This window comes from Salinibacterium sp. UTAS2018, from assembly GCF_004118935.1.
Taxonomy (GTDB): Bacteria; Actinomycetota; Actinomycetes; order Actinomycetales; family Microbacteriaceae; genus Rhodoglobus.
In genome coordinates this window covers 1,076,829-1,099,083 of the sequence record NZ_CP035375.1, presented here as the reverse complement: position 1 = coordinate 1,099,083, position 22,255 = coordinate 1,076,829, and the positions used below count along the sequence as shown (strand labels likewise).

The following is a 22,255-nucleotide window of genomic DNA, read 5'->3' as shown; positions in this document are numbered from 1 at the left end:
CCCACCGCCCTGCCCAGTGCGCACGAATGCTAGGATAATTCAGTAATTTGCTGGGCAGAATTTCATCGTAAACAGAGGCACGCTCGTAGTGCGGAGTTCGGGAGAAGTGCAACGTGAAGCTGTCCGTTAGCCGTATGCCCAATCGCAAAACTATTGCTTCGGTAGTTACCCTCTCGCTCGTTGTCGGCGTGCCGCTCACGGTGGCCGCGCTGCACCCTGGTTACCCGGTGTCTGACGTCGACCTTGTCGCGAGCGACGTGTGGGTCACCAACGGCGAGCAGCTCCTTGGTGGCCGACTCAACCGTCAAATTGACGAGCTCAACGGTTCAGTGATTGCCTCGAGCGCTCGGTTCGATGTTCTTCAAGATGGTGACGCCCTCTTTATGGTCGACCCCGTTGCCCATCGCGTCGAGTCCGTTGATCCTGCGACGACTGAAGTGACCTCCGCGATCGACCTGCCGCCCGAGGCAGACGTCTCCTTCGGCGGAACCAACTTGGCGATCGTTTCACCACAGGGTGACTTGTGGATTGTTCCCTCAGTAGGCGACCTGCAGTTCAACTACATTTCTACGCCGCCTGTTCTCGAATTGGGGGTTGGCGGGCGTGCTGCTGTTACCGCTAATGGTGTTGTCATCGCGGTGTCCTCCGAGAAGAAATCGGTTTACCGCGTCGCCACGATCGCGGACGAACCAGTACGCTCCGACTTCCCGGCCGTCGGCGAATTTCAGATCGCGGCCGCTGGCGAGTCTGCGGTCGTCTTTGACCAGTCCACCAACGAGCTGGTCACCGAGAGCGGGTCAATTTACCCTCTGGCGAAGCAGGGCCTTCGCTTGCAGCAGTCCAGCACGGAATCCGAGTTCGCCGTCGTGGCGACTGCAGATTCGCTTCAGTGGATTGATCTCGGCAACGGCGAGACCACCGATATCGACGCCGATATGTCCACTCCAGCGGCGGACCTTTCCGGCGTCTCGGCGCCGATCGCGCTCGACGGTTGCGCCCATGGTGCTTGGGCGTCGGCGCAACGCTACGTGCTGGCATGCCCCGATGGCGACGTTCAGACTCATGCGATCTCCGAGCCCACTCAAGGCAGCGAGCTCGAGTTCCGCGTTAATGGTTCGGTAATAGCGCTCAACAATTTGTCGAACGGAAACGTGTGGTTGCTCGACGACAACATGCGACTCGTCGAGAACTGGGACGATGTCACCCCGCCGGAAGACGTTGAATCAGAAGAGGAAGGCGACGAGAAGTCGTCGATTCAGTCTTTCGAAGACACTCTTGCTGAACGTACCGAAACTAACCGGGCGCCGGTCGCTGTCGACGACGAATACGGAGTTCGGCCAGGCCGCACCACCGTGTTCACCGTGCTCGAGAATGATACGGATGCCGACGGAGACGTCTTAGTAATCTCCGGTTACGATCGGGTAGCGGAATCGACCGGGCGACTCGATCTCATCGATGGCGGCCGTGCGCTGCAATTCACGCCCGTTCCTGAGTTTGTCGGATCCATCGCGTTCAGCTACACGATCGACGACGGACGAGAAGGTGTCGCTCAGGCGCGCGTGACGGCGACAGTTGTGCCGGAGGGGCGCAATGAACTGCCCTTCAGCGTTCGCGAAGCAGGTGTCAGCGTTGAGGCCAACCAGACCGTCAGCTACAACGTATTAGCCGACTGGAAAGATCCAGACGGAGACGACCTCTCTCTCGTGGCAGCGTCTCCGAAGTCGGGCGACCTTGTTCGCTTTACTCCCGACGGATTCATCACCTTCACTCATCAGACTTCGGAGCTGGGCGAAAAAGAGATCACCTTCCTGGTGTCAGACGGCAGTAATACTCCTGTTCCTGGAGAGCTCATTGTGACCGTTGAGCCCCCCGGAACGCTCAATCCTGTTGGTACCCCTGACTTCGCAACGGCGTTCGCCACCGAAACGGTCGTGATCGAGCCATTGCTCAATGACCTGTCGCCGTCGGGTAAAGCACTCTCACTCATCGCGCTCGATGAGGCAGAGAACGGTGCGGTCGCGTCGTTCGATAGCGACCGCGGCGAGATCACCTTTAGTTCGGCATCCGCTGGAATCTTTTACCTCACGTACACGCTGAGCGCGGGGGCAAATACGAGCGTCGGGCTAGTGCGTATCGATGTGCAGCCGACCCCCGACTCCTCGGATCTTCCGCCCGTCGCGGTGAAAGATACGGCCTACTTGCGGGGAGACGAACCGACGACGGTCTCGGTGCTGTCGAACGATGTCAGCCCAAGCGGAAACGTTCTCGCCATTCAATCGATCGATGTCGATCCCGCTCTCACCGATAAGGGACTCGTCGTTGAGCTTCTTGAAAGCACTCTGATTCGAGTGACGTCGCCCGCGGCCCTCACCAAGCAGGTCAACTTTACGTACACGATCTCGGATGGTGTTGGCACGGCTACAGCGGGCGTCACCGTGGTGCCCGTGCCCGCTCTCACCAAGCACCAACCACCGGTCGCGCTCGACGACGCCGCGAAGGTTCGTGCGGGCGATGTCATCACTCTCGATGTACTCGACAACGATTTTCACCCCGATGACAGTTCAATGTCTCTTGATCCCGAACTTGTCAGCGACCCGTCTGACGGTGTCGCTTTCGTCAGCAGGGATGCTCTCCGCTTTCAAGCGCCGACCACCCCCGGCCTCTACACGGTCGATTACCGCGTCGTGGATCCCTTCGGCGAGACGGCGGCAGCAACCGCAAGCTTTACCGTGACTCCCGTCGACGCTGATTCCAATCAAGACCCGACACCGACAACGCTCGTTGCCCGCGTCCTCGCCGGCGGCGAACTGCGTATTGAAATTCCCCTGAGTACGGTCGACCCCGATGGCGACTCGACCACACTGCTGGGTTTCCCGACCAATCCGACGCTCGGTTCTGTGAAGGAATTCGGCACCGATTACTTCATTTACGAGTCATCACCCGCTGCAGCGGGCACAGACACGTTCAGCTACGAAGTGGTAGATGCGTTCGGTGCGACGGGTGTCGCTGAAGTGAAAATTGCGGTGATCCCCGAGCCTGACGAGCTCCGTGACCCCATCGCGGTGCCCGACAGCGTCGCTATCCGTCCGGGGCGTACAGCGCAGATCGATCTCTCCGAAAACGACTCGGATCCTCAGGGTGCGCCTATCTCCGTCGAGGCCGAACTGATTGATGTACCGGATGGGGTTTCCGCTGAAGTCATCGGGCACAAGTTTCTGCTGCTCACGGCGCCCGACGAAGAACAGTCGTTCTCGATTCGCTACACCCTGACGAATGACCGAGGCGGTTCTGCGGTCAGCTATGTCCTGGTGAAGGTGACCAAGGACGCTCCGATTCTTCCTCCGAGCGCGGATGACGTCAGCATCGTGAAGAAAGATATCGCCGGAAAACAATCGATTACGATCGACCTCTTTGACGGTTACGCGTTCAACCCGGCCGGTAAAACCGATGATCTCGTGGTCGCCCTCGAGGGCGCCAATGCCGATGCGGGTGTGCTCGCCGAAATCAACGGGCAAATCGTGGTGACGCCCGGTGCCACGCGCAAAGCGATCACGTATAGCGTCACCAACGAGTTGGACGATCTGAGCGCGCGAGCATTCATTCTTGTTCCGGCGGCTGTAGACGAGAACTTTGACGAGCCTCCCGTCATCGATCCCAACTTGCCCGTGCAATACGTGGCGATGAATGAGACCAGACAATGGAAGCTCTCTGACATCGTCCTCGCTCCTTCTGGCCGTGACGTATGGATCCCGAACGAGGGCACCGTCAGTGCGGTGCAGGGCAACGGCGAGCCGAACTATGTCGACAAAGACACCATCACGTTCACTCCCGCCAAGGATTACCGCGGCCCCGCCTCCGTGAACTTCACCGTGACCGACGGCGCGTCAAAGAACGACCCGGCGGGCATCGAGGCCGGCCTTCGTCTCAACATCGTCGTGGGCGATCCAGATTTCAAAGACACCCCACCTGAATTTACGAGCCCGAGCCCGCAAGTTGAAGTGGGCGAAACAACCACGATCGATCTGCGCGACTCCACGGCACACCCGAACAATTCAATTCTCAACGAGGTCAAGTACTCCGATCTAACGGGAGCCACGGACGGTCTCGATGCCTCACTCAGCGGTTCAGAACTCAGTCTGAACATTCCGCGCACCACTCCGAAAGGCACGAAAATCACGCTGGGTGTCATGCTGCGTTGGGACAAGTTCGAGGTCCCCGGCACGATCAACGTAACGGTGGTGGGTTCCACCCGGCCCCTTGCCGTGGCAGTGTCCGACGTGGTCGAGTCGCAACGCGGCGACGGAACCATCACCGTCAATCCATTGACCAACGACTCAAATCCGTATCTGACTACGGGCGAAGCCCTCACCGTTATCGACGCGCAGGTGCAAAACACGGGCGAGCCCGCTGACGTCACGTTCACGGCCGACTCGATTTCGATACTGCCGGATGCGGCGCTCAAGAGCGGTCAAATCGAGGTTGTGTACACAATCGCCGACGCCACAGAGGATGCGGATCGTCACGTCAATGGCACGGTAACGCTGATCGTGAGCGATGTTCCCGACGGTGCCCAGAAGCCGACTCGGGATGAGGGCTCGGCCGTTGGCGGCGATAAATCGGCGACCTGGCGCTTCGTTGCGCCCGCCACCAACGGCAAGCCGATCGTGAGCTACGAAGTACGCACGACCCCGGCTGTCGCCACCCTCCCGACAAACTGTGAAGCGGGCGCTGCGTGCACTGTGACGGGGCTTCAGAACGGCACGCCCTACACGTTCGGTGTTCGCGCTATCAACGAACATGGACCCGGAGAGTGGTCGCCAACGAGCGACCAGATCACCCCTTACGGCACACCCGCCGCACCGGTAGTGACCGCCTCAGTGCAAAGCCAGTGGGCGCCTAACGGCCGAGTGTCGGCGTCGTGGCCCGCGGTGGGCGGCACCGGTGGCACGACCACCTATCACTGGGCGTCGAGCAACGGCGACTCGGGGGAGACCACCGGTACTAGCGCGACGACCACGGCGAACCTGGCCGCGGGAAATTACACCTTTACGGTTTACGCCGAGAACTCCGGTGGCAAACGAGGCTCCGAAGGTACCTCGAATTCGGCGCAAGTTCAGAACCAAACCGTGCCGGGGCGCGTGACAGGAATAACCGGAGCGGTAACCAAAGCCACCACTCCCGGCAGCATTAAATGGACCTGGGCTGCGGCGCCGGGTGGTGCCGCCGTTACGGACAACCTCATCTACACCTGGACCCTGAGCAACGGTGCTACCGGCACGACGACGGGCACGAGCGTTACTAATACGGGCCTCCCTGCGGCGGGTAGCTACACGCTGACTGTCGTTGCGCGAAACAATGCTGGAGCCGGGGCAGCTGGTACCGGCACCTCCGGGGCGATCGTTACGCCGGCGACGGTCTCGTTCTGCTTCTACTTCAATGGGGAATCACCGGGCGTTCACAACTTCGGTTTCAACTGGAGCGGCCAGAGCAACGGAAACCACACCCTTCAAATTGGCGACCAAAACGGCTCCTTCAGCAGTTCCTATTCCGGCCGATGGGCTGATGGTCATCAGCGCACGTCGGCGTGGAAAGTCTGGAATAGAACCCCGGGTAACGCTGACGGAAGATTCGTTGTCTGGCCAATTTTCGATGGCGTTCGCGGTGCCAATGTTGCCGTGCAAGACATCCCGGCATGCTAGACACCACCCGACACGATCAAGCAACGAAAGAGGACAGTTTCGAATGCCCGTAACTCAAGAACAAGCGACGTGGTTCGCTGGTGCTTTCCAGAAGCTCATTGCCAACGTCGACAAGGCAATCGTGGGCAAAGATCACGTGATCCGTTTAGTTCTGACGGCGCTGATTTCTGACGGTCACGTACTCCTCGAGGACTTTCCGGGAACAGGCAAGACGGTCTTGGCGAAGGCGCTAGCGAACACCCTCGATGGCACCACGTCGCGCATTCAGTTCACCCCTGACCTTCTTCCTTCGGATGTTACGGGCGTGCAGATTTTCGACCAGTCGAAGGGCAAGTTCGAGTTTCACCACGGACCGATCTTCGCCTCGATCGTTCTTGCCGACGAGATCAACCGCGCTAGCCCCAAGACTCAGAGTGCGCTGCTCGAGGTGATGGAAGAGGGTGTCGTCACGATCGACGGTGAAGGGCATCCGGTCGGAGCGCCGTTCTTGGTTATTGCAACCCAGAACCCAGTAGAGCAGGCCGGAACTTACAAGCTGCCGGAAGCCCAGCTCGACCGCTTCCTCATCAAAACCACGCTGGGGTACCCCGACAGTGCCACCGCGGTTTCACTCTTGATGGATTCGGGAACGCGGGCACGCGCCTCTCTCGTGTCGCCGATCATCAAGCCAGAATCGATCGTGGCGATGGCGGCGCTTGCGGCAGAAGTGTTTGTCGACGAATCGGTCATGCAGTACCTCAACAGCATCGTTGAGGGCACCCGTAAAGACCGAGACGTGGTGCTCGGTGTGAGCATGCGTGGCGCCATGGCGCTTGCCCGGGCGATTAAGACCTGGGCGATTACTCAAGGGCGCACCTATGCGACGCCGGATGATGTGCGGGATCTCGCCGTTCCCGTGCTCGCACACCGCGTCATCCTCGACCCCGAATCTGAGTTCGCTGGGGTGCTCGCCGAAGACGTCATCAACCGCATCTTGGTCGACATCGAGCCGCCCGCGTACCGCGCGTCGTAACAACTGCGTTTTTCATGACTACTGATTCTTCTGTGCTTCCCGAACAGCGCTCCGAAGCCGAGCCGGCACCCGTGCCGAGCCCGGCTGCGGAGTCACGCCCACCAGGGCCCTCAACTAAGGGTTCCGGTCCGGGCCCGGTGGCACGAACATCAGAATCACTTCGTCGAGTATTTCGCGGCTTGGCGGGGTTGCTCACTCCGGTATTTCGGGCGCTGAAGCGAACCTTCGGCCCGATCGTCGGCGTCATCACTCCGTTGGGTTGGTTGGTGTTGTTGCTCGCCGCCGTCGCCCTCACTCTCAGCATCGTCTTCGGCTGGCAAGAGTTCACTTTTCTCGCCACCGTGTTGTTCGCCGCAGTGGTGGTGAGCAGCGCCTTCCTCTTCGGGCGCGCCTCGTACGGTGTGGTGGTCGAGCTCAATCCGCGCCGTGTTGTTGTCGGCGATCGGGCGCTCGGGCGAATGCTCGTCACTAACGTGGGGCCGAGAGCGCTACCCCCGACGCGCATGGAACTGCCCGTCGGAAAGGGCGTCGCGGAGTTTCAACTGCCCGCTATGAAGCCCAAAGAGCAGCACGAAGAGCTGTTTGCTGTGCCCACCGCCAAACGCGCCGTGATCGTCGCTGGCCCCGCGGAGTCAGTGCGGGGAGATCAGATCGGCTTGTTACGCCGCGCTCTGAAGTGGGCGGATGCGGTGGACCTGTTCGTTCACCCGATCACCGTTCGTTTGATCCCGTCTGCCGCCGGCTTAGTGCGAGACCTCGAAGGTCAGGTATCGAACAAGATCACCAACAACGACATCGCGTTCCACGCTCTGCGTCCCTATGTTCCGGGCGACGATCGCCGTTATGTTCACTGGCGCACGTCGGCTCGCATCGGTCAACTGATGGTGCGGCAATTTCAGGAGACTCGGCGTTCGCAGCTGACCATTATCCATTCGTCGCGCAGCGATTTGTATGCGTCGGAGGCGGAGTTCGAACTGGCGATTTCGGTAACGGCGTCGATCGCCGCGCAGGTAATTCGCGACGGTACGCAAATGAACGTGGTGAGCGAAACTGGCCTCTGGAAAACACAAACGGTGACGTCGATGTTGGATGCGTCGTGCCGTATTGACCCCGTTGCTGACCGCTCCGAAACTGTCCGCAGTTTCGCGCGCGAACAGACTCGTCGCTTGCCTGCCCCCAGCGTGGTCATGATCGTGGCGGGGTCACAGATGAGCACCGCCGATTTTCGCAGCGTGCAGTCGCTATTCGGTCAAGACACGAGCCAGGTCGCCTTCCACGTGGTCGCCGGTGCTGAACCCAAGATTTCGGCGGTCGCTGGATTGACGGTCATTACCATTGGTGATCTCAGCGATCTCTCGCGACTCGTGCGGGGGTTGGGCGGTTGAGCGCACCAGTGCAGCCCGCAGGGCGGAGAAAGTTGGGCCCGCGTACGTGGGCCGATGTGAGCATCGTGCTAGCTCTCGTCGCTATCGGGCTCCTCGGATTCGAGCCTTCGTTCGGGGGTTACAGCTTCCTTGTTCCCGCATTGGGCGGACTAATCCTTGGCGCGGTGACAGCAATCGTTGCGAGCCTCTGGCGACTCAACATCGTCATGACAATCACGATCGCCGTGGTCGCTTACTTTGTGTTTGGCGCGGCCATCGCCGTTCCGCAGCAGGCGCTTTTCTTCGTGCTCCCCAGCCTTCAAGCGCTATCGACAATAGCGGTAGGAACGGTCTACGGCTGGGCAGATATCGTCACGCTCAACACACCGATTGAGGCACCGCAGCACATCACGGTGGTGCCCTACCTCGCCACGTGGCTAGTCGCGCTGGTGTCGACATCGCTTGCTACCCGTTGGTTGCCCGGCAGCACTCGAGCAGCGTGGCGGTATGGCGTTGTGCTTCTCGGACCGCTGGCTATCTATCTCGCGAGCATCCTGATTGGCACCGACGATCCCTACCAAGCAGGGGTTCGCGGCGTTGGTTTCGCCGTTCTCGCTCTGATCTGGTTGGGGTGGCGTCGGGCAGGCGACAACGTCGCGCAGGCTGGAGCACAGCGGATGCGCTCGCGCAAAATCGCCGGCACCGCCGTCGTACTCGCCGCCGCGGTGCTTCTCGGCGGGGGGGCGGGCTGGTGGATTGCTCCAGCACAAGACCAGCGTTTTGTGTTGCGGGATGAAATTGAGCCGCCCTTTGATCCGCTCCAGTACCCGAGCCCGCTGTCGGGTTTTCGGCATTACACCAAGCAGGTGACCGACGATGTGTTGTTCTCGGTGTCTGGTTTGAAACCGGGCGATACCGTACGCCTAGCAACGCTCGATACCTTCACCGGCAAGCTGTGGAACGTCACCGGGGCCGAATCGAGTGCGGAAGGATCTGGCACATTTAGTCTTGTGGGCCGCGCGTTGCCGGAACAAGCCTTCATCACGCCGGAGCGTCGCACCGGGGTCACCTTCACCATGGAGACCTACGCCGATGTCTGGATGCCCAGCATCGGCTATCCGACAGATCTCGTTTTCACTGCGGGCGATGCGCTGGATGCTCGTGACACGCTTCGCTACAACGATTCGACGGGAACAGCGGTACTCACCGCGGGCCTTCATGACGGCGACACGTACACCATCGACGCGATACTGCAGCAAGTCATTTCTGCGGAAGATCTCGCGGATGTAGCGGTGGCGGCAGTCGAGCTGCCTCCGGTCACGGCAAGCCCCGACATCGTCACCGCGAAGGCTCAAGAGTACGCAGCAAACGCGACCACGCCCGCTGCACAATTGCAGGCTATCCAGCTGGCGCTCACCTCGACAGGGTTTCTGAGTCACGGTCGCGCCTCCGACACCGTACCTTCTCGGGCCGGGCACGGCGCTGACCGCATTGTCGACCTTCTCGAACGCAATCAGATGGTGGGAGATCAAGAGCAGTACGCGTCAGCATTTGCCCTCATGGCACGCAGCTTCGGCTATCCCGCTCGAGTCGTAATGGGTTTCGCCCCGGAGATCGCTGACGGCCAAACTGTCGAAGTCACGGGAGACGACGTCACCGCCTGGGTCGAGGTTGCCTTCGACGACGTGGGGTGGGTCGCGTTCAATCCGACCCCGGATGAGACCGACATCCCTCAAGACCAGACGCCCAAGCCACAGAGCGAGCCTCAACCGCAGGTGCGCCAACCTCCCCGAGCCGAGGCAGAGCCAGAAGACCTACTCACGCCGGTCGAACTCGAGGAGAGCGACGAAGAAGACGAAGGCCGGGCGTTTGCGATTCCCGGTTGGGTGTATGTGGTCGGGCTCAGCCTGCTGATTCCCGCCGTCATCCTGCTCGTTCCATTGTTGATTATCGGGATTTACAAGGCACGCCGGGCGCGTCGTCGTCGCGAGGCTGCTGCTGCCCATGACCAAGTCGCGGGCGCGTGGGAAGAGCTCGTCGACCAGTACTCAGAGCTGGGATACAGCGTCCCGCCAAAGGCCACAAGAGTGATGGTCGCCGAGCGAATCGACGCTCAAATCGTCTCAGAAGAAGCGCGCCCGGCCACTCTGCGCCCCATCGCCGTCTCCACTGACGACGCAGTGTTCTCCGGCCGAGAGATCTCAGTGGAACGCAGTGACGAAGCATGGTCGGCCGCGCGAGCTGCGATCGATGACGGCAAGTCTCGACTTACGGTGCGTCAAAGAATTGCCAGTCGCTATCGCATCCGGTCAGCCAGAGATTGGGCTGCGAAAATCTCATCGAAGAGAGAAGACTCATGAAGCTGAAACTCACTCTCACGAGGGCATCGCACCTCGACGACGACATCGTCGTGACGACCGACGCCGCCGCCACCGTTGCGGATATCGCCACAACGATCGCGCGCGTCGATCCGCTGCGGGCCGGTGTGGCAGCTGACAACCGCCCGCTTACTCTTCGTGCAGCCCTACCCGGCCAAGATGAGTGGCTCGTGCTGCATCCTGACGCCGCAATCGGTGAAGCCTGGGTGGGTTCCGGGGCGAAAGTCGAGCTCTCTGATGCCGGTGTTTACTTCGCGGCAAAGGGGTCGGGGAATTCCCCTCAGGTGGCAACCATTCGGGTGATGAGCGGGCCAGACGCCGGCAGAGAGTTTCCGCTGCGTGCAGGGTCCGTGACCCTCGGCCGAGATTCTTCGTGCGACGTGGTTCTCAGCGACCCGCTGGTTTCCAAGCGCCATGTGAGGCTAGAAATATCTGACGTCGTTGAGGTGGTTGACCTTGGATCAGCCAACGGCGTGGTCGTTGATGGTGGGCTGGTGCCACGGTTGCTCGTCACGCAGTCGGAGAGCATTCTGGTAGGAGATTCCGAACTGCGCATTGACGTGGCGGAATCTGTTGCGTCGCGAGGGCTTGTGCAACGACCGGGGCCGGTCATGTTCAACCGTTCACCGCGAGTCGAGACGCGGTACCCGGGCCGCACTTTCACTGCTCCCGAAGTACCTGCCGAGAAAGAAGACAGCACCTTCCCGTGGTTAGCCATGGTGGCGCCGGTGTTGCTCGGTGTGAGCATGTGGCTGATTTTCGACCGTCCGGCAGCGCTCCTTTTCGTTCTCATGTCGCCGATGATGCTGATCGGTAACTACTTCATGAACAAGTCGAAGAACAAACGGAGCTTGAAAAAGGCAATCGCGAAGTTCGACATCCACTTGGCAACTCTCTCCGAACAACTGGCGGCCGAGCGCGTAGTTGAGCGAACGGCGCGGCTTGCAGAGTCTCCGGCGACGTCGGAGACTCTCGATCAAGCGCTGCGGCGCGGTCCGCTCATGTGGACGCGGCGAGCCGAGCACTGGTCCTTCCTCAACATCCGCTTGGGTGTCGGCACAATGAAGTCACGGAACGTCGTCGAATCTTCCTCTCGCGGCGACCTCCTGCCTGAGTTTCAAGAACGGCTCGACGTTGTGATCTCCGATAACGAGCGAGTTTCTGGGGTGCCAATCGTCGACAACCTCTTCGATTCGGGCGCGCTTGGTATCGCTGGCGACCCTGCTGTCACGGCGAGCGTCGTCAACGGACTCGTGGTCCAACTCACCGCATTGCACTCGCCAGCCGAGCTGGTCGTTGCTTCCTTAGTGACACCGCAGTGGTCGCGTGAGTTGGGGTGGCTGAAGTGGATGCCTCACACGTCGTCTCCGCAAAGCCCACTGGAGGGTAGCCACCTCACCGATAGTTCGTCGAGTTCTGCGGTGCTGCTCGCTGCCTTAGAGGCAGTGGTCGATCAACGTCTGAAGGATGCGAAGGCGAGCCGTCGCGGGGCGATGGCTCAGCGTCGAGCAGCTCTCGAACGCGGCGCCGAGATCGGGGAGAACTCAGCAGAGGAAGGCACGAAGTCTCCGATCCCTGCGATCGTCGTTCTGATCTCTAGCGATGCGGCCGTGGATCGAGCGCGTCTTGTTCAACTCGCGGAACGCGGTGCTGACGCGGGCGTCTTCCCCCTGTGGTTCGCACCGACGCTCGACGAGTTGCCTGCGGTCTGCCGAACCTACATGAGTGTGACCGCTGACGCGCCCTTAGCGACCGCGGGCTTAGTGCGATTGGGAGAGGCAATAACCGACGTTGAGGTCGAGCACGTTGGCGCGGACCAGGCATTGGAGTTCGCTCGTCGCCTATCGCCCGTGATTGATGCTGGAGCCGTCGTGGTGGATGACAGCGACCTACCGCGGTCGATCTCGCTCGTGACGGTACTCGGCCACGAGCTTGTCGAGGCAAGCGACGCTGTTGTTGACCGCTGGCGCCAGAATGAGTCCATCCACGACCGGACTCCCGGCGCAAGCCCGAGCAAACGTCGCTCGGGAAAGCTGCGGGCAACGGTAGGCAGCGCTGGCATCGATGCTATGCACCTTGATTTGCGTACGCAGGGTCCGCACGCTCTGGTGGGCGGAACCACGGGTTCCGGCAAGAGTGAGTTTTTGCAGGCATGGGTGCTGGGCATGGCTGCCGAGTACAGTCCTGATCGGGTGTCGTTCCTCTTTATCGACTACAAAGGTGGCGCGGCGTTCGCCGATTGTGTCAGCCTGCCGCACTGTGTTGGTTTGGTTACCGACCTGAGCCCGCATCTCGTTCGTCGTGCCCTCACAAGCTTGCGGGCTGAGCTCCACTTCCGGGAACACCTGCTGGTTCGCAAAAAAGCGAAAGACCTTCTTGAACTGGAGAAGCGCGGTGACCCCGAGAGCCCACCCGCTCTGGTTTTGGTCATCGACGAATTCGCGGCGCTCGTGGGGGAGGTGCCGGAATTTGTGGATGGCGTCGTCGACATCGCTCAGCGCGGGCGTTCGTTGGGCATCCATCTCATCATGGCAACACAGCGCCCTGCCGGTGTGATTAAAGACAACCTGCGCGCGAACACCAATCTTCGAGTGGCGTTACGCATGGCGGATGAGTCTGACAGCAGCGATGTCATCGGTACGAAATCGGCCGCGCACTTTGACCCCTCTATTCCTGGTCGCGGTATCGCGAAGACGGGCCCGGGGCGTTTGCAGCAGTTTCAGTCCGGGTATGCGGGCGGATGGACATCACGGGATCCCGAACGACCGAGCGTGGAGGTTGCCGAGTTGCGTTTCGGTGGGGACGTTCCCTGGGAGGAACCACGAGTCGATGCCGTTGAGGAATCGCGGGACCTTGGCCCCACTGACCAACAACGGCTGGTGTCATCGATTGTCGCCGCGGCGTCATCAGCGGGAATTCCGGCACCACGACGGCCGTGGCTCGATGAAATTTCTTCTGTCTACGACTTGTCATTGCTTCGCCAACGAACTGACCGTGAGTTACTGATCGGCGTTTCCGATCTCCCTACGCAACAAGAGCAATTACCGGTCTACTTCTTACCGGATGTCGATGGTCACATCGCCATCTACGGTACTGGTGGTTCCGGAAAGAGTACGGCGCTGCGCACACTGGCGAACGCTGCCGCGATCACTCCACGCGGTGGCCCTATGGAGGTCTACGGGCTCGATTTCGGCACGGGCAGTTTGCGGATGCTGGAATCGCTGCCGCACGTTGGCTCAATCATCAGCGGGGATGATCCTGAGCGCGTCATTCGCCTGTTCCGCTATCTAAAAGCTCAACTAGAGTCACGAGCGCCCCGGTTCGCCGCGGCAAATGCCTCGAGCATCACCGACTACCGCACTTTGGCCAACTCACCAGCAGAACGGCGAGTGCTATTGCTGATCGACGGCTTCCCGTCGTTCCGTGAAGACTGGGAAGTGGCTAGTGGGCGGTCGGCCTGGTACGACGTGTTCAAGGACATTCTTAGCGATGGACGCCAGTTGGGCATCCACGTGGCGTTCACTGCTGATCGCCCCGGTGCCGTTCCTTCGTCGGTGGGGGCGAGCATCCAACGTCGCGTCATTCTGCGATTGGCCGATGACACCGGCTACAGCATGCTTGATGCGCCGAGCGACATCTTGAGCCCTTCGTCGCCTCCGGGGCGCGCGATTGTCGATGGACGAGAGACGCAAGTCGCCGTTCTCGGCGGGTCCGTTTCGATGACCGCACAGTCAGCCGCCGCCGAGAAGCTGGCGCAGTCAATGCTGCGCGCGGGAGTGACCCCAGTAGATCCGATTCGAGCGTTGCCCAAGGAATACTCCGAATCGGCGTTGCCGGATCGTGTCGACACCAAGATCACCCTCGGTGTGAGCGATGAAGCCCTAGAAGCCGTCGGTTTGGAACCGGCGGGAACGCTTCTGATATCTGGTCCGCCCGCAAGCGGTCGAAGCAATGCGCTTCAGTGGCTTGCCCGCTCGGTCGCTCGCTACGATACTTCTGCGCGGCGCTATTATCTCGGTAACGCTCGCTCGGGGCTGGCCGGAGCGCTCGAGTGGACGAGCGCGGCGACGACGGTGGAACAGGTCGCGGCTCTCGCGAAGGACCTTTCTGCTGCAGTGAGTGATCCAGAAACAGAGGGCAAAATTTCTGTCTTCATCGAGAACATTTCTGACTTCTTGCAGACTCCCGCTGATGCTGCGATCGTCGAGTTAGTTAAGGCGGTGAAGCGCAGCGAGCACCTGCTCGTCGCCGAGGCAGAGACAACGTCGTGGAATGCATCGTGGCCGTTGTTCGCCGAAATCAAGAACGCGAGACGGGGTCTGCTGTTGCAGCCCGACTCAATCGAGGGCGACATTCTGCTCAAGACTCCGCTTCCGCGCGGTAGCCGCAGCGAGTTTCCTGCTGGCCGGGGAATGTTCATTGCTCGCGGCAAAGTCTCTCGGGTGCAGCTGCCCCTGCTGTGACCGCACGATGGGGAGCGCTACCCATCGCTTTAGTGGGATTGACTCAAGTATTGTCACAGTAACGCTTACGAAAGGACCTCATTATGGCAGCCGACCAGCTCATCGTCGACACTGATCTGCTTCGGACGACCGCCTCTCAGGTCGAGCGCGTGCGAGACACTTTTGAGGGTGCGGCACGAGACATCGATGACGTCGCCGCGGCCGTCGGGCACGCCGGTCTCGCCAATAAGGTGCGTGGTTTTGTGAACAACTGGGACTTCCGCCGTAGTGAGCTGGTCGAGCAGCTCGCCACCATTCGGGACAACATGATCGAGGTAGCAGATGGCTTTGAATCGGCCGACTGTGAACTGGGCAATGCTCTTACCGATCCGCAGCCTAGTTCCGCGAGCAGCGGTGCGGCTCGGGTCAACCGGGGGATGGTGTGATGCGGCCGTCTGATTGGGCACCTGTCGGCTTCGATCACGACCCGGTTCCGGGCGATCCAACAGTGGTGAGTTCGGCCGCGACGGATTATTCGACGATCGCTACCACCCTCGAGAATGCGGCAACCAACCTTCGCGGCATCGCAGGCGCGGACGAGTGCGTTAGCGAGGCGGTCGCTGCCATCATGGAGCAGGCCGAGGAAGTTGCGGCGAGGCTCGATAAAGCTCAGACGCGGTACGAGGGAGTAGCGGCGGCGCTGAGTATTTATGCGGTACCGCTGAGCGAGGCCCAAACCTGGTCGGTTGATGCTCTGGATGCTGCCGTAGTTGCGCGATCGGCGACTAACGCATCCGTGGAAGACGCTGAGTTTTATGAAGCTCGGCTTCGTGAGCCCGATTTGTCACCGGAGCTCGAGTCGTACTACGAACGGCGCCGGACCGAAGTATATGCGGAACTCCAATTGCACGATGGTGCACTTGAGGATGCGATTGCGAGACTTCAACACGCGATCGAGCACCGAGATTCTGCTGCCTCTACCGCGTCATCCTCCATCCATGACGTCGAGGAGAGCAGCGGCCTGAACGACACATTTTGGGATAACACCGTTCAGTTCATCCGGGAGAACGAGACGGTAATCGACAACGTGGTGCTCGTCATAGGACTAGTCGGTTCGATAGCGATGCTCGTGGTGTTGTTCATCCCCGGACTTAACTTGATTGCTCTAGCGGTCTTGTTTTCGATAGTTGCCGTTGCGACCCTCGTCGAGGTGGCGAATGCTGCGCTTCAAGGCGCGGCCGGAACGAAGTCGCTGGTCGAAGTCGTTGCCAGCCTCGTATTGGCAGTTGTTACGTTTGCTGGCGTGGGGCTGGCCGCGAGGTCCGCGATCGCTGCCACGAAGTCGACTGTTGGCCTCGCGCTGAAGATGAGCCACGTGTCGAAAGGGATAGGAGTTGACCTCGGTGTTATCGAGGCTCGAGTTCTCGCAGAAGGCTCTAAGGCAATCTCCGGGACAAGAACTCTCGCTCAACATTTGCGCACAGCAATGGTAGGCAAGCATGCTGTGCAACTCGAGGCAATGGCGAACGTCCCGATGATTTCCGCAGCACTCGCCACGGGTAGCCACATCGCTACGACTAATTTCAAACATGTTGTTGTGGCAACGGAAGCTGTGAACAATCTTTTCTTGCCGCTCGCAAACCTGATTCCGCAAGTGGAGTCAGCTTTCGAGCCCTCGGGCTGGCGGTGGGGCGACAATTGGTAGGGAAGAAGAAGAAGAAGAAGCTCCCCTCGCATTTAGCGCAGCAACGCAGATTTAGCGTGCGTGTGAAGATGTTTCTGGCGTTCTGTGGCGTATTCATTGGCAGCCTCTTCGTCTGGGGGATTGCCAACGAATTCGTACGTCTAGGGATATGGCCTGCAGCGCTAATTGATGCTTGTGACAAAAGCCTCATCTGCATCGCGGCGACGGTGGGCACCAAGGCGATACCGATCTGGACCGCAGCCTTATGGCTGCTCGGCGTCGTCGCCTTGCTTGTCGTGGGGATGAAAAAAGGAGCATCTTCTGGCGCCAAGAAAACTGTGGCGCAGCTCAACGCACCCGTGAAGACACCCGAGGATCAACGCATAGCGCTTGCTGTAGGACGAACGCTCATGGTTTCCACCATCGGATTCTCCACCCTTCTTCTCCTGGTCCCTGCTGTCGCCGGGCTGGTGGCGGCAGCAACGTGGTCGCAAGCAGACATCAGTCGCTGTAATGCCGATGAGTTGTGCGCGATCTCCCTGCTGCCCTCCAACGCATTGCCCGTGTGGGTAGCGTTTGCATGGGCGACGGTGATCTTGGCGTCGCTCTTAATTTGCTGGAAGCCGGCGCGGTGGTGGGTTGCGCCGGGTCGAGGTAAAAAGCGACCTCGGGTGTTCCCTTACACATCACCGTTCTGGATCCGGTACCACGCCATCGCATTGGTTCTCGTAGCTGCACGGTGCAGTCTCGGAATTGTGTGGCGCGATAACAGCGTGACCGCTCTCGAGTATTTGTGGGTCGTTGTATTGGGCGCGACGATGATTGCGTTCAGCACGCTCAACATTGGTTTGCGTGGGCTTCAGGGGCCTGCGGAGTGGCCGTCTAGGAAAACCCCATGACGCGCCCAGTCCGCGGAAGGACCACGATGAGTCCCGCAATGCGCAGCGTGAAAAATCCCATTGGTTCCCTGCAGGTAGGCCCCTCTTGACTACGCGGCGATCAGGTTTGGATCGAAGTATTCGCAACAGCCGCAGGACGTTCTACGCTGTCGCGGCGGTTATTATTGTCGCTGGAAGCAGTGCGACCGTGTGGTCGATCTTGCGGGGAATCGCGCTCGCCTCCCTATGGCCATCCGAGCAGCTTCAAGGCTGCGGAAGTGACTTGGGCTGCGCGGTGTCGGCAGTTGCAACTGACGGTGTCTTGGTCTGGGGTAGTACGTTGTGGCTCATCGCCATCATCGTGATCGGGCTCGTGAGCAGGCGTTTGCCGATGCCCGCAGATGGGCTAAAAGTGGTGCACAAACGAAAGGTTGCGTCGAAAGGTAGCCGCGATCAGAAGATTGCTTTCGTGGTCGGTTGGACGCTTGTCGTGTCAACCTTCACTTTCATATTCGCCCTGTTCTTCGTGCCGCCAATCATGGCTCTTGTGGCGTTGTTCTCGTGGCCGCAGGCGCGTATCGACAACTGCGATGAAGACCCGCTCTGCGTGATCTCGATCTTGGATAAAAACGCGCTCCCTGTCTGGGTGGCCTTCTTGTGGGTTGTGATTGTTGTTGCGGCGATGGTGATTTGCTGGAAACCTGCGCGATGGTGGTCACCTCCCACTAGCGAAGCTCGACGTGCCAAAGTGCGGCCGTACACGTCGCCGTTCTGGATTCGAACTTACGCGATAATCATGGGACTCGTTGCCCTGCTCTCCATCACCGGGCTAGACACGGACCTCGACGATGTCTACTCGCTGGAGTATGTGTGGGTGGTGTTAGCAGCCGCCACGATCGTGGCTATGACGATGGTTAACCTTCGCATCCATGGTGTGAAGGGGCCGGGGGAATGGTGATGGCTTCGACGACACGGTTTGCGTTAGCGGGCATCAGCGGCGTGCAGTCCTTGGGCACGCCAGCCTCCCGAACTCAGTGGTCGAGCGTGACGGAGTCGTCTCTTGTTCAGAGCGCGAAGCAGCGCGGGCTGCACCCCGGGATTAAGCATGGCCACGATGGCCGGTAGTAAAACGCCAGCTCCGCCGGCGAACGGTCAAAAGGCTCGTGGTCTCGGCGCCCTTCGCGGGCTCAATATATTTCTTGCGGTTGCGGGGACCGCAACCGCAATAGGAGTGCTTGCTTTGCTGGCTGGGGTGGTCCGCAGCTCCTCGGTCTGGCCCACTGAGGGTTTTGCCGAATGCGCAGGCGAAGTAGCGTGCGTCTTGGGAGTGAGTCTGTCCCAGGCCTGGCCGTTGTGGCTCGGAGGATTCTGGGTTCTGTTCCTCGTACTGGTTGTGGTGGCGAGCGCACGAATGCCGGGGCCCCAAGGATCCGTGGCTCGTATTCAGAAGAGTCTGGTGGGTCAGCGCACCGCGCAGGGACAGCGCATCGGTCATGTTGCGGGCTGGGCATTGTTCATCTCGTCGCTTGTTTTTATGTTGACTCTTGTGCTCGTCCCCTTGGGTGCTGGAGGTGTTGCCCTTGCGACCTGGTCGAAGAACCGAATCTCGCAGTGCTCAGACGACCGGCTCTGCGTCGTCTCGGCCATCCCTGAAAACGTGCTTCCGGTGTGGATTGCGTTTGCCTGGATCGTTGTCATTGCGGCGGCGTTGGCGGTGTGTTGGCACCCGTCTCGGTGGTGGATGCCGGACGCGCAGCCGCGACGTGGGCTTACGGTCCGTGTTGACACGAGTCCGCTGTGGATCGGCGGGCATGCTGTCGTAGCTGCTTTCATCTGTGCCGCGCTGTCCTTGGGAGTTCATCAGCGCGGAAACGATGTGTATGCGCCAGAGTATTTGTGGGCGACCCTTGCCGCGGCGACGGTAGCTGTTGTCGCAAACTATCGGCATCGCAAATTGGTCGGCACGGTTCCTTTGAATATAAAAGAGTCCTTCTTTCTCACCGCAAGTTCCCCTGCAGCAGCTTTTAGCCCCGAATGGCGCGCCAAACAACGCGAATTGCATCCTCGAAAGAAAGACGGGACCAATGATGGCTGAAAAAACTGGGAGCGTGAGCGATGGTACTGGCGCAGCATCGGGCCTCCACATGCCGTTCCGGGGTGCATTGCCTCGTCGCGGTCGGAGGTACAGAAGGTGAACGCTCGGGCACGAGGGGTTTCTCAACGACGAATTCCGAAGGAATTACGTTTTCTCAAGAAGTATTTGGTTTTCGTGTCGATTCTGGCCGCAATAGTGGGCATCGGGGGCGTGGCGCGAGCCTTGTACGCCTCACAAGTGTGGCCGGCTAAACGCATCGCGGAATGTGCGGGAGATTTCGGCTGTGTAGCGGAAACAATCGCGCGTGACGGCGTGCCGGTGTGGACAGGGGCGCTGTGGTTTCTTCTCATCTCCGTGATCATCGTTGGAGGGCTCGTTACGCGGCCACCTGCGGATGCCGTAATTCCAGCACAGCGCAACGAATCATTACGCACTTCGGCGGATCAACGAATCGCTTTTGTCGTGGGATGGATCCTTGTCGCTTCGAGCGGCGGTTTTTCGTGTTGCTCACCGGAGTTCCGCTCGCTACATGGTCCGACGCAGAGATCGATCGGTGCGAAGTAGATCGCGCATGCGTGCTCTCTACTCTCTCGGAGAATGCTTTGCCGGTCTGGTTCGCGGTCGCCTGGGCGCTGATCGTGGCTATAGCGATGGTGATTTGTTGGAAGCCAGCACGGTGGTGGGTGCCTGTTCCGGGTCGCGGTCGCGTGTCGCTCATCCGAGGTTTCACCTCACCATTCTGGATTCGCACGCACGCGATGGTAGTAGGCGTGACTTCTGTAAGCTGCTCGCTCGGCGTGGTCTCGCGGAAGAACGATGTTTATGTGCTCGAGTACCTGTGGGTGGCGCTGGCGGCAGGAACCGTTGCGGCGATCGCGACAATAAGCATTCGAATTCACAAATTAGGTGGCACTCCGGAATGGAACGTAACGCGATGACAGAACTCACGCCATCAGCTGACGATCGAGGCGCCCCGAACGCTCCGCCTCGATCGGTTGCACCGGGGATCGCAGTGCTTCTGCCTCCGGGGTGGGTCGTGCTGCACATGGATGCGCGCGCCTCTGACGAGGTGAAGAGCATCGTGACTCACGTCATGAAGACTGTCGTACCCGATAAACGGGACCTCGCACGTGCGCGACTGAGGGCGATGCTGCAGAATCTTGTGGCAAAGTCTCAAGATTCGGGCGTGTGGGAAGTGTGGTTACCGATTAGCGAGACTGCGGGCATCCATATCCCTGCGTCTGTGGCGGTTGCTCCGCTGCCGAAACAGCCGGCTGCCGGCGCGACGATGCACGACACGCTGCTGTCGCTGTCGGCGGCTTCCGCGGGATCCCGTGCTGTCACGGTAGGTGGGGTCTTGGCGGTACGCGTGGTAGCCGATCGCCTCGCGCAATACGACGAGTCGGGCGAGCTCACTGCTCCCGCAACCCGGTTAGTCAATTACATTGTTAGCCCCACTGCGCCTGGGCAGCCGTGGATAACCTTCACTGCGAGTCTCTTTGTCCCGGGAACTTCCGACTCCGCTGAGATCGTCGAAGCCCTCGAGTTTCTCTGTGACGCTCTGATGTCGAGTGTCTCGTTCTCACCGAAGGAGCCCACCGAATGAGCGTTTTCGTCCGATACCCCGACGATTGGATCGGCGTGCCTCCCTTCGGGCCGCTTGAGGAATACAGCACGCCTCAGGTGTGGGCACAGGCTTTGGTCGATGAGGTCGTAGAGATCGCGCGAGTAAAACTCTCACGAGACGAATCGGAAGCCTTGGTCGGCGCGCTTTCTCTGATTGCAACCGATACTGCTAAGCGAGGAGTGCAAGCCAGCTACATCTTCTTGGAGTCCTTCAACGGCCCCGTGCACTACGTCGAGGGGGAGATGATCCCACGGTCCGCAGTAGGCGACGCTCCTGTTGAGGAGATAGCGGGAAGCCGCGACCCCGATGCCATTCGCGAACCCACGCTCACCGAGATTGTGACGACCTCGGGACTGCGGGGTGTGCTCGGCGTGCGTCACGCGCCGTTCGACGAGGAAGCCTCTCACATCATCACATTGCGGGCTACGTACGCGTTCGAAGTCGATGGCGGGTTCTTTGTGCTGCGAAATGCGACGACAGACTTGGTCGGATTCGAACGTTTTCGCGAGAATTTCTCCGAGCTCGCTGCTACTGTTTCTGAAGAATAGTCACGGTGGGGAGTTCTACCCATGTGCAATTTCGGAGGCAGTCAGTACTGTCTAAATGGGGTTGAGGTCAACCGGCCCACCACGCACGTGAACTGAGGAGTAGCTATGGCGAACATGAACGTAACTTATTCAGAAATGACGGATGCTGCGGGTCGTTTGATCTCCGGCAAAGACGAGCTGATCACGAAACTCACTGAGCTTCAGACTCTCGTCAACGGTCTCGTAGAGAGTGGCTTCGTCACTGACTCCGCTTCAGGAGCATTTCAAGTCTCGTACGAAACCTTTACGCAGGGCACCACTCAGGCTGTCACTGGTCTAGACGGCATGAGCACGTTCCTTACCACCGCCGCTGACCAGCTTTCGCAGGTCGACACCGAGCTGGGAAACGCAATCCGCGGATAGTGCTTCACGAGGCGCTCTGAGATGTGAGGCCGCAACGGTTGTTCCGTTGCGGCCCTCTTATCGCCTCCTGCTGAGACGTTCGATTGCATGCATGCATGCATGCATGAGTGTGTGAGCAACACCTGG

General features: G+C 60.0%; 13 protein-coding genes. All 13 read left to right on the top strand.

The window, feature by feature from the left end; genetic code table 11:
* Window positions 1-113: 113 nt before the first annotated feature.
* The 13 genes from ESZ53_RS05230 (at window position 114) to ESZ53_RS05170 (ending at window position 22,129) form a co-directional block, all read left to right on the top strand.
* Entirely contained in the window at window positions 114-5,699 is a 5,586-nt protein-coding gene (locus tag ESZ53_RS05230; protein ID WP_129071859.1) for an Ig-like domain-containing protein, read from the top strand.
* A gap of 43 nt (window positions 5,700-5,742) precedes the next feature.
* Complete coding sequence (locus tag ESZ53_RS05225) at window positions 5,743-6,711, top strand: MoxR family ATPase (RefSeq protein WP_129071858.1); 969 nt, start codon at window positions 5,743-5,745, stop codon at window positions 6,709-6,711.
* A 14-nt stretch (window positions 6,712-6,725) separates the two neighbouring features.
* Window positions 6,726-8,096, top strand: a complete 1,371-nt coding sequence (locus ESZ53_RS05220) for a DUF58 domain-containing protein (protein ID WP_129071857.1) — start codon at window positions 6,726-6,728, stop codon at window positions 8,094-8,096.
* Between the two features lie 56 nt (window positions 8,097-8,152).
* The gene (locus ESZ53_RS05215; protein WP_129071856.1) at window positions 8,153-10,435 is read left to right on the top strand and encodes a transglutaminase family protein; all 2,283 of its coding nucleotides are present in this window, start codon (window positions 8,153-8,155) and stop codon (window positions 10,433-10,435) included.
* The gene (locus ESZ53_RS05210) at window positions 10,432-14,916 is read left to right on the top strand and encodes an FtsK/SpoIIIE domain-containing protein (protein ID WP_129071855.1); all 4,485 of its coding nucleotides are present in this window, start codon (window positions 10,432-10,434) and stop codon (window positions 14,914-14,916) included. The genes ESZ53_RS05215 and ESZ53_RS05210 overlap by 4 nt, the downstream gene beginning before the upstream one ends.
* Before the next feature lie 83 nt (window positions 14,917-14,999).
* Window positions 15,000-15,341, top strand: a complete 342-nt coding sequence (locus tag ESZ53_RS05205; RefSeq protein WP_129071854.1) for a hypothetical protein — start codon at window positions 15,000-15,002, stop codon at window positions 15,339-15,341.
* Window positions 15,341-16,600 carry a hypothetical protein gene (locus ESZ53_RS05200; RefSeq protein ID WP_129071853.1) on the top strand — a complete coding sequence of 420 codons (1,260 nt, stop codon included), beginning with the start codon at window positions 15,341-15,343 and terminating at the stop codon, window positions 16,598-16,600. The genes ESZ53_RS05205 and ESZ53_RS05200 overlap by 1 nt, the downstream gene beginning before the upstream one ends.
* 62 nt (window positions 16,601-16,662) lie before the next feature.
* Window positions 16,663-17,478 carry a hypothetical protein gene (locus ESZ53_RS05195; protein WP_129071852.1) on the top strand — a complete coding sequence of 272 codons (816 nt, stop codon included), beginning with the start codon at window positions 16,663-16,665 and terminating at the stop codon, window positions 17,476-17,478.
* A gap of 274 nt (window positions 17,479-17,752) precedes the next feature.
* Window positions 17,753-18,415 carry a hypothetical protein gene (locus ESZ53_RS05190; protein ID WP_129071851.1) on the top strand — a complete coding sequence of 221 codons (663 nt, stop codon included), beginning with the start codon at window positions 17,753-17,755 and terminating at the stop codon, window positions 18,413-18,415.
* Between the two features lie 369 nt (window positions 18,416-18,784).
* Window positions 18,785-19,552, top strand: a complete 768-nt coding sequence (locus ESZ53_RS05185; RefSeq protein WP_129071850.1) for a hypothetical protein — start codon at window positions 18,785-18,787, stop codon at window positions 19,550-19,552.
* 934 nt (window positions 19,553-20,486) lie between these two features.
* On the top strand, window positions 20,487-21,158 hold the full coding sequence (locus tag ESZ53_RS05180) for a hypothetical protein (RefSeq protein ID WP_129071849.1): 672 nt from the start codon (window positions 20,487-20,489) through the stop codon (window positions 21,156-21,158).
* The gene (locus ESZ53_RS05175; RefSeq protein ID WP_129071848.1) at window positions 21,155-21,727 is read left to right on the top strand and encodes a hypothetical protein; all 573 of its coding nucleotides are present in this window, start codon (window positions 21,155-21,157) and stop codon (window positions 21,725-21,727) included. The genes ESZ53_RS05180 and ESZ53_RS05175 overlap by 4 nt, the downstream gene beginning before the upstream one ends.
* A 105-nt stretch (window positions 21,728-21,832) precedes the next feature.
* A complete protein-coding gene (locus ESZ53_RS05170; protein ID WP_129071847.1) occupies window positions 21,833-22,129 on the top strand; it encodes a WXG100 family type VII secretion target in 297 nt (98 codons plus the stop codon).
* Window positions 22,130-22,255: the final 126 nt, after the last annotated feature.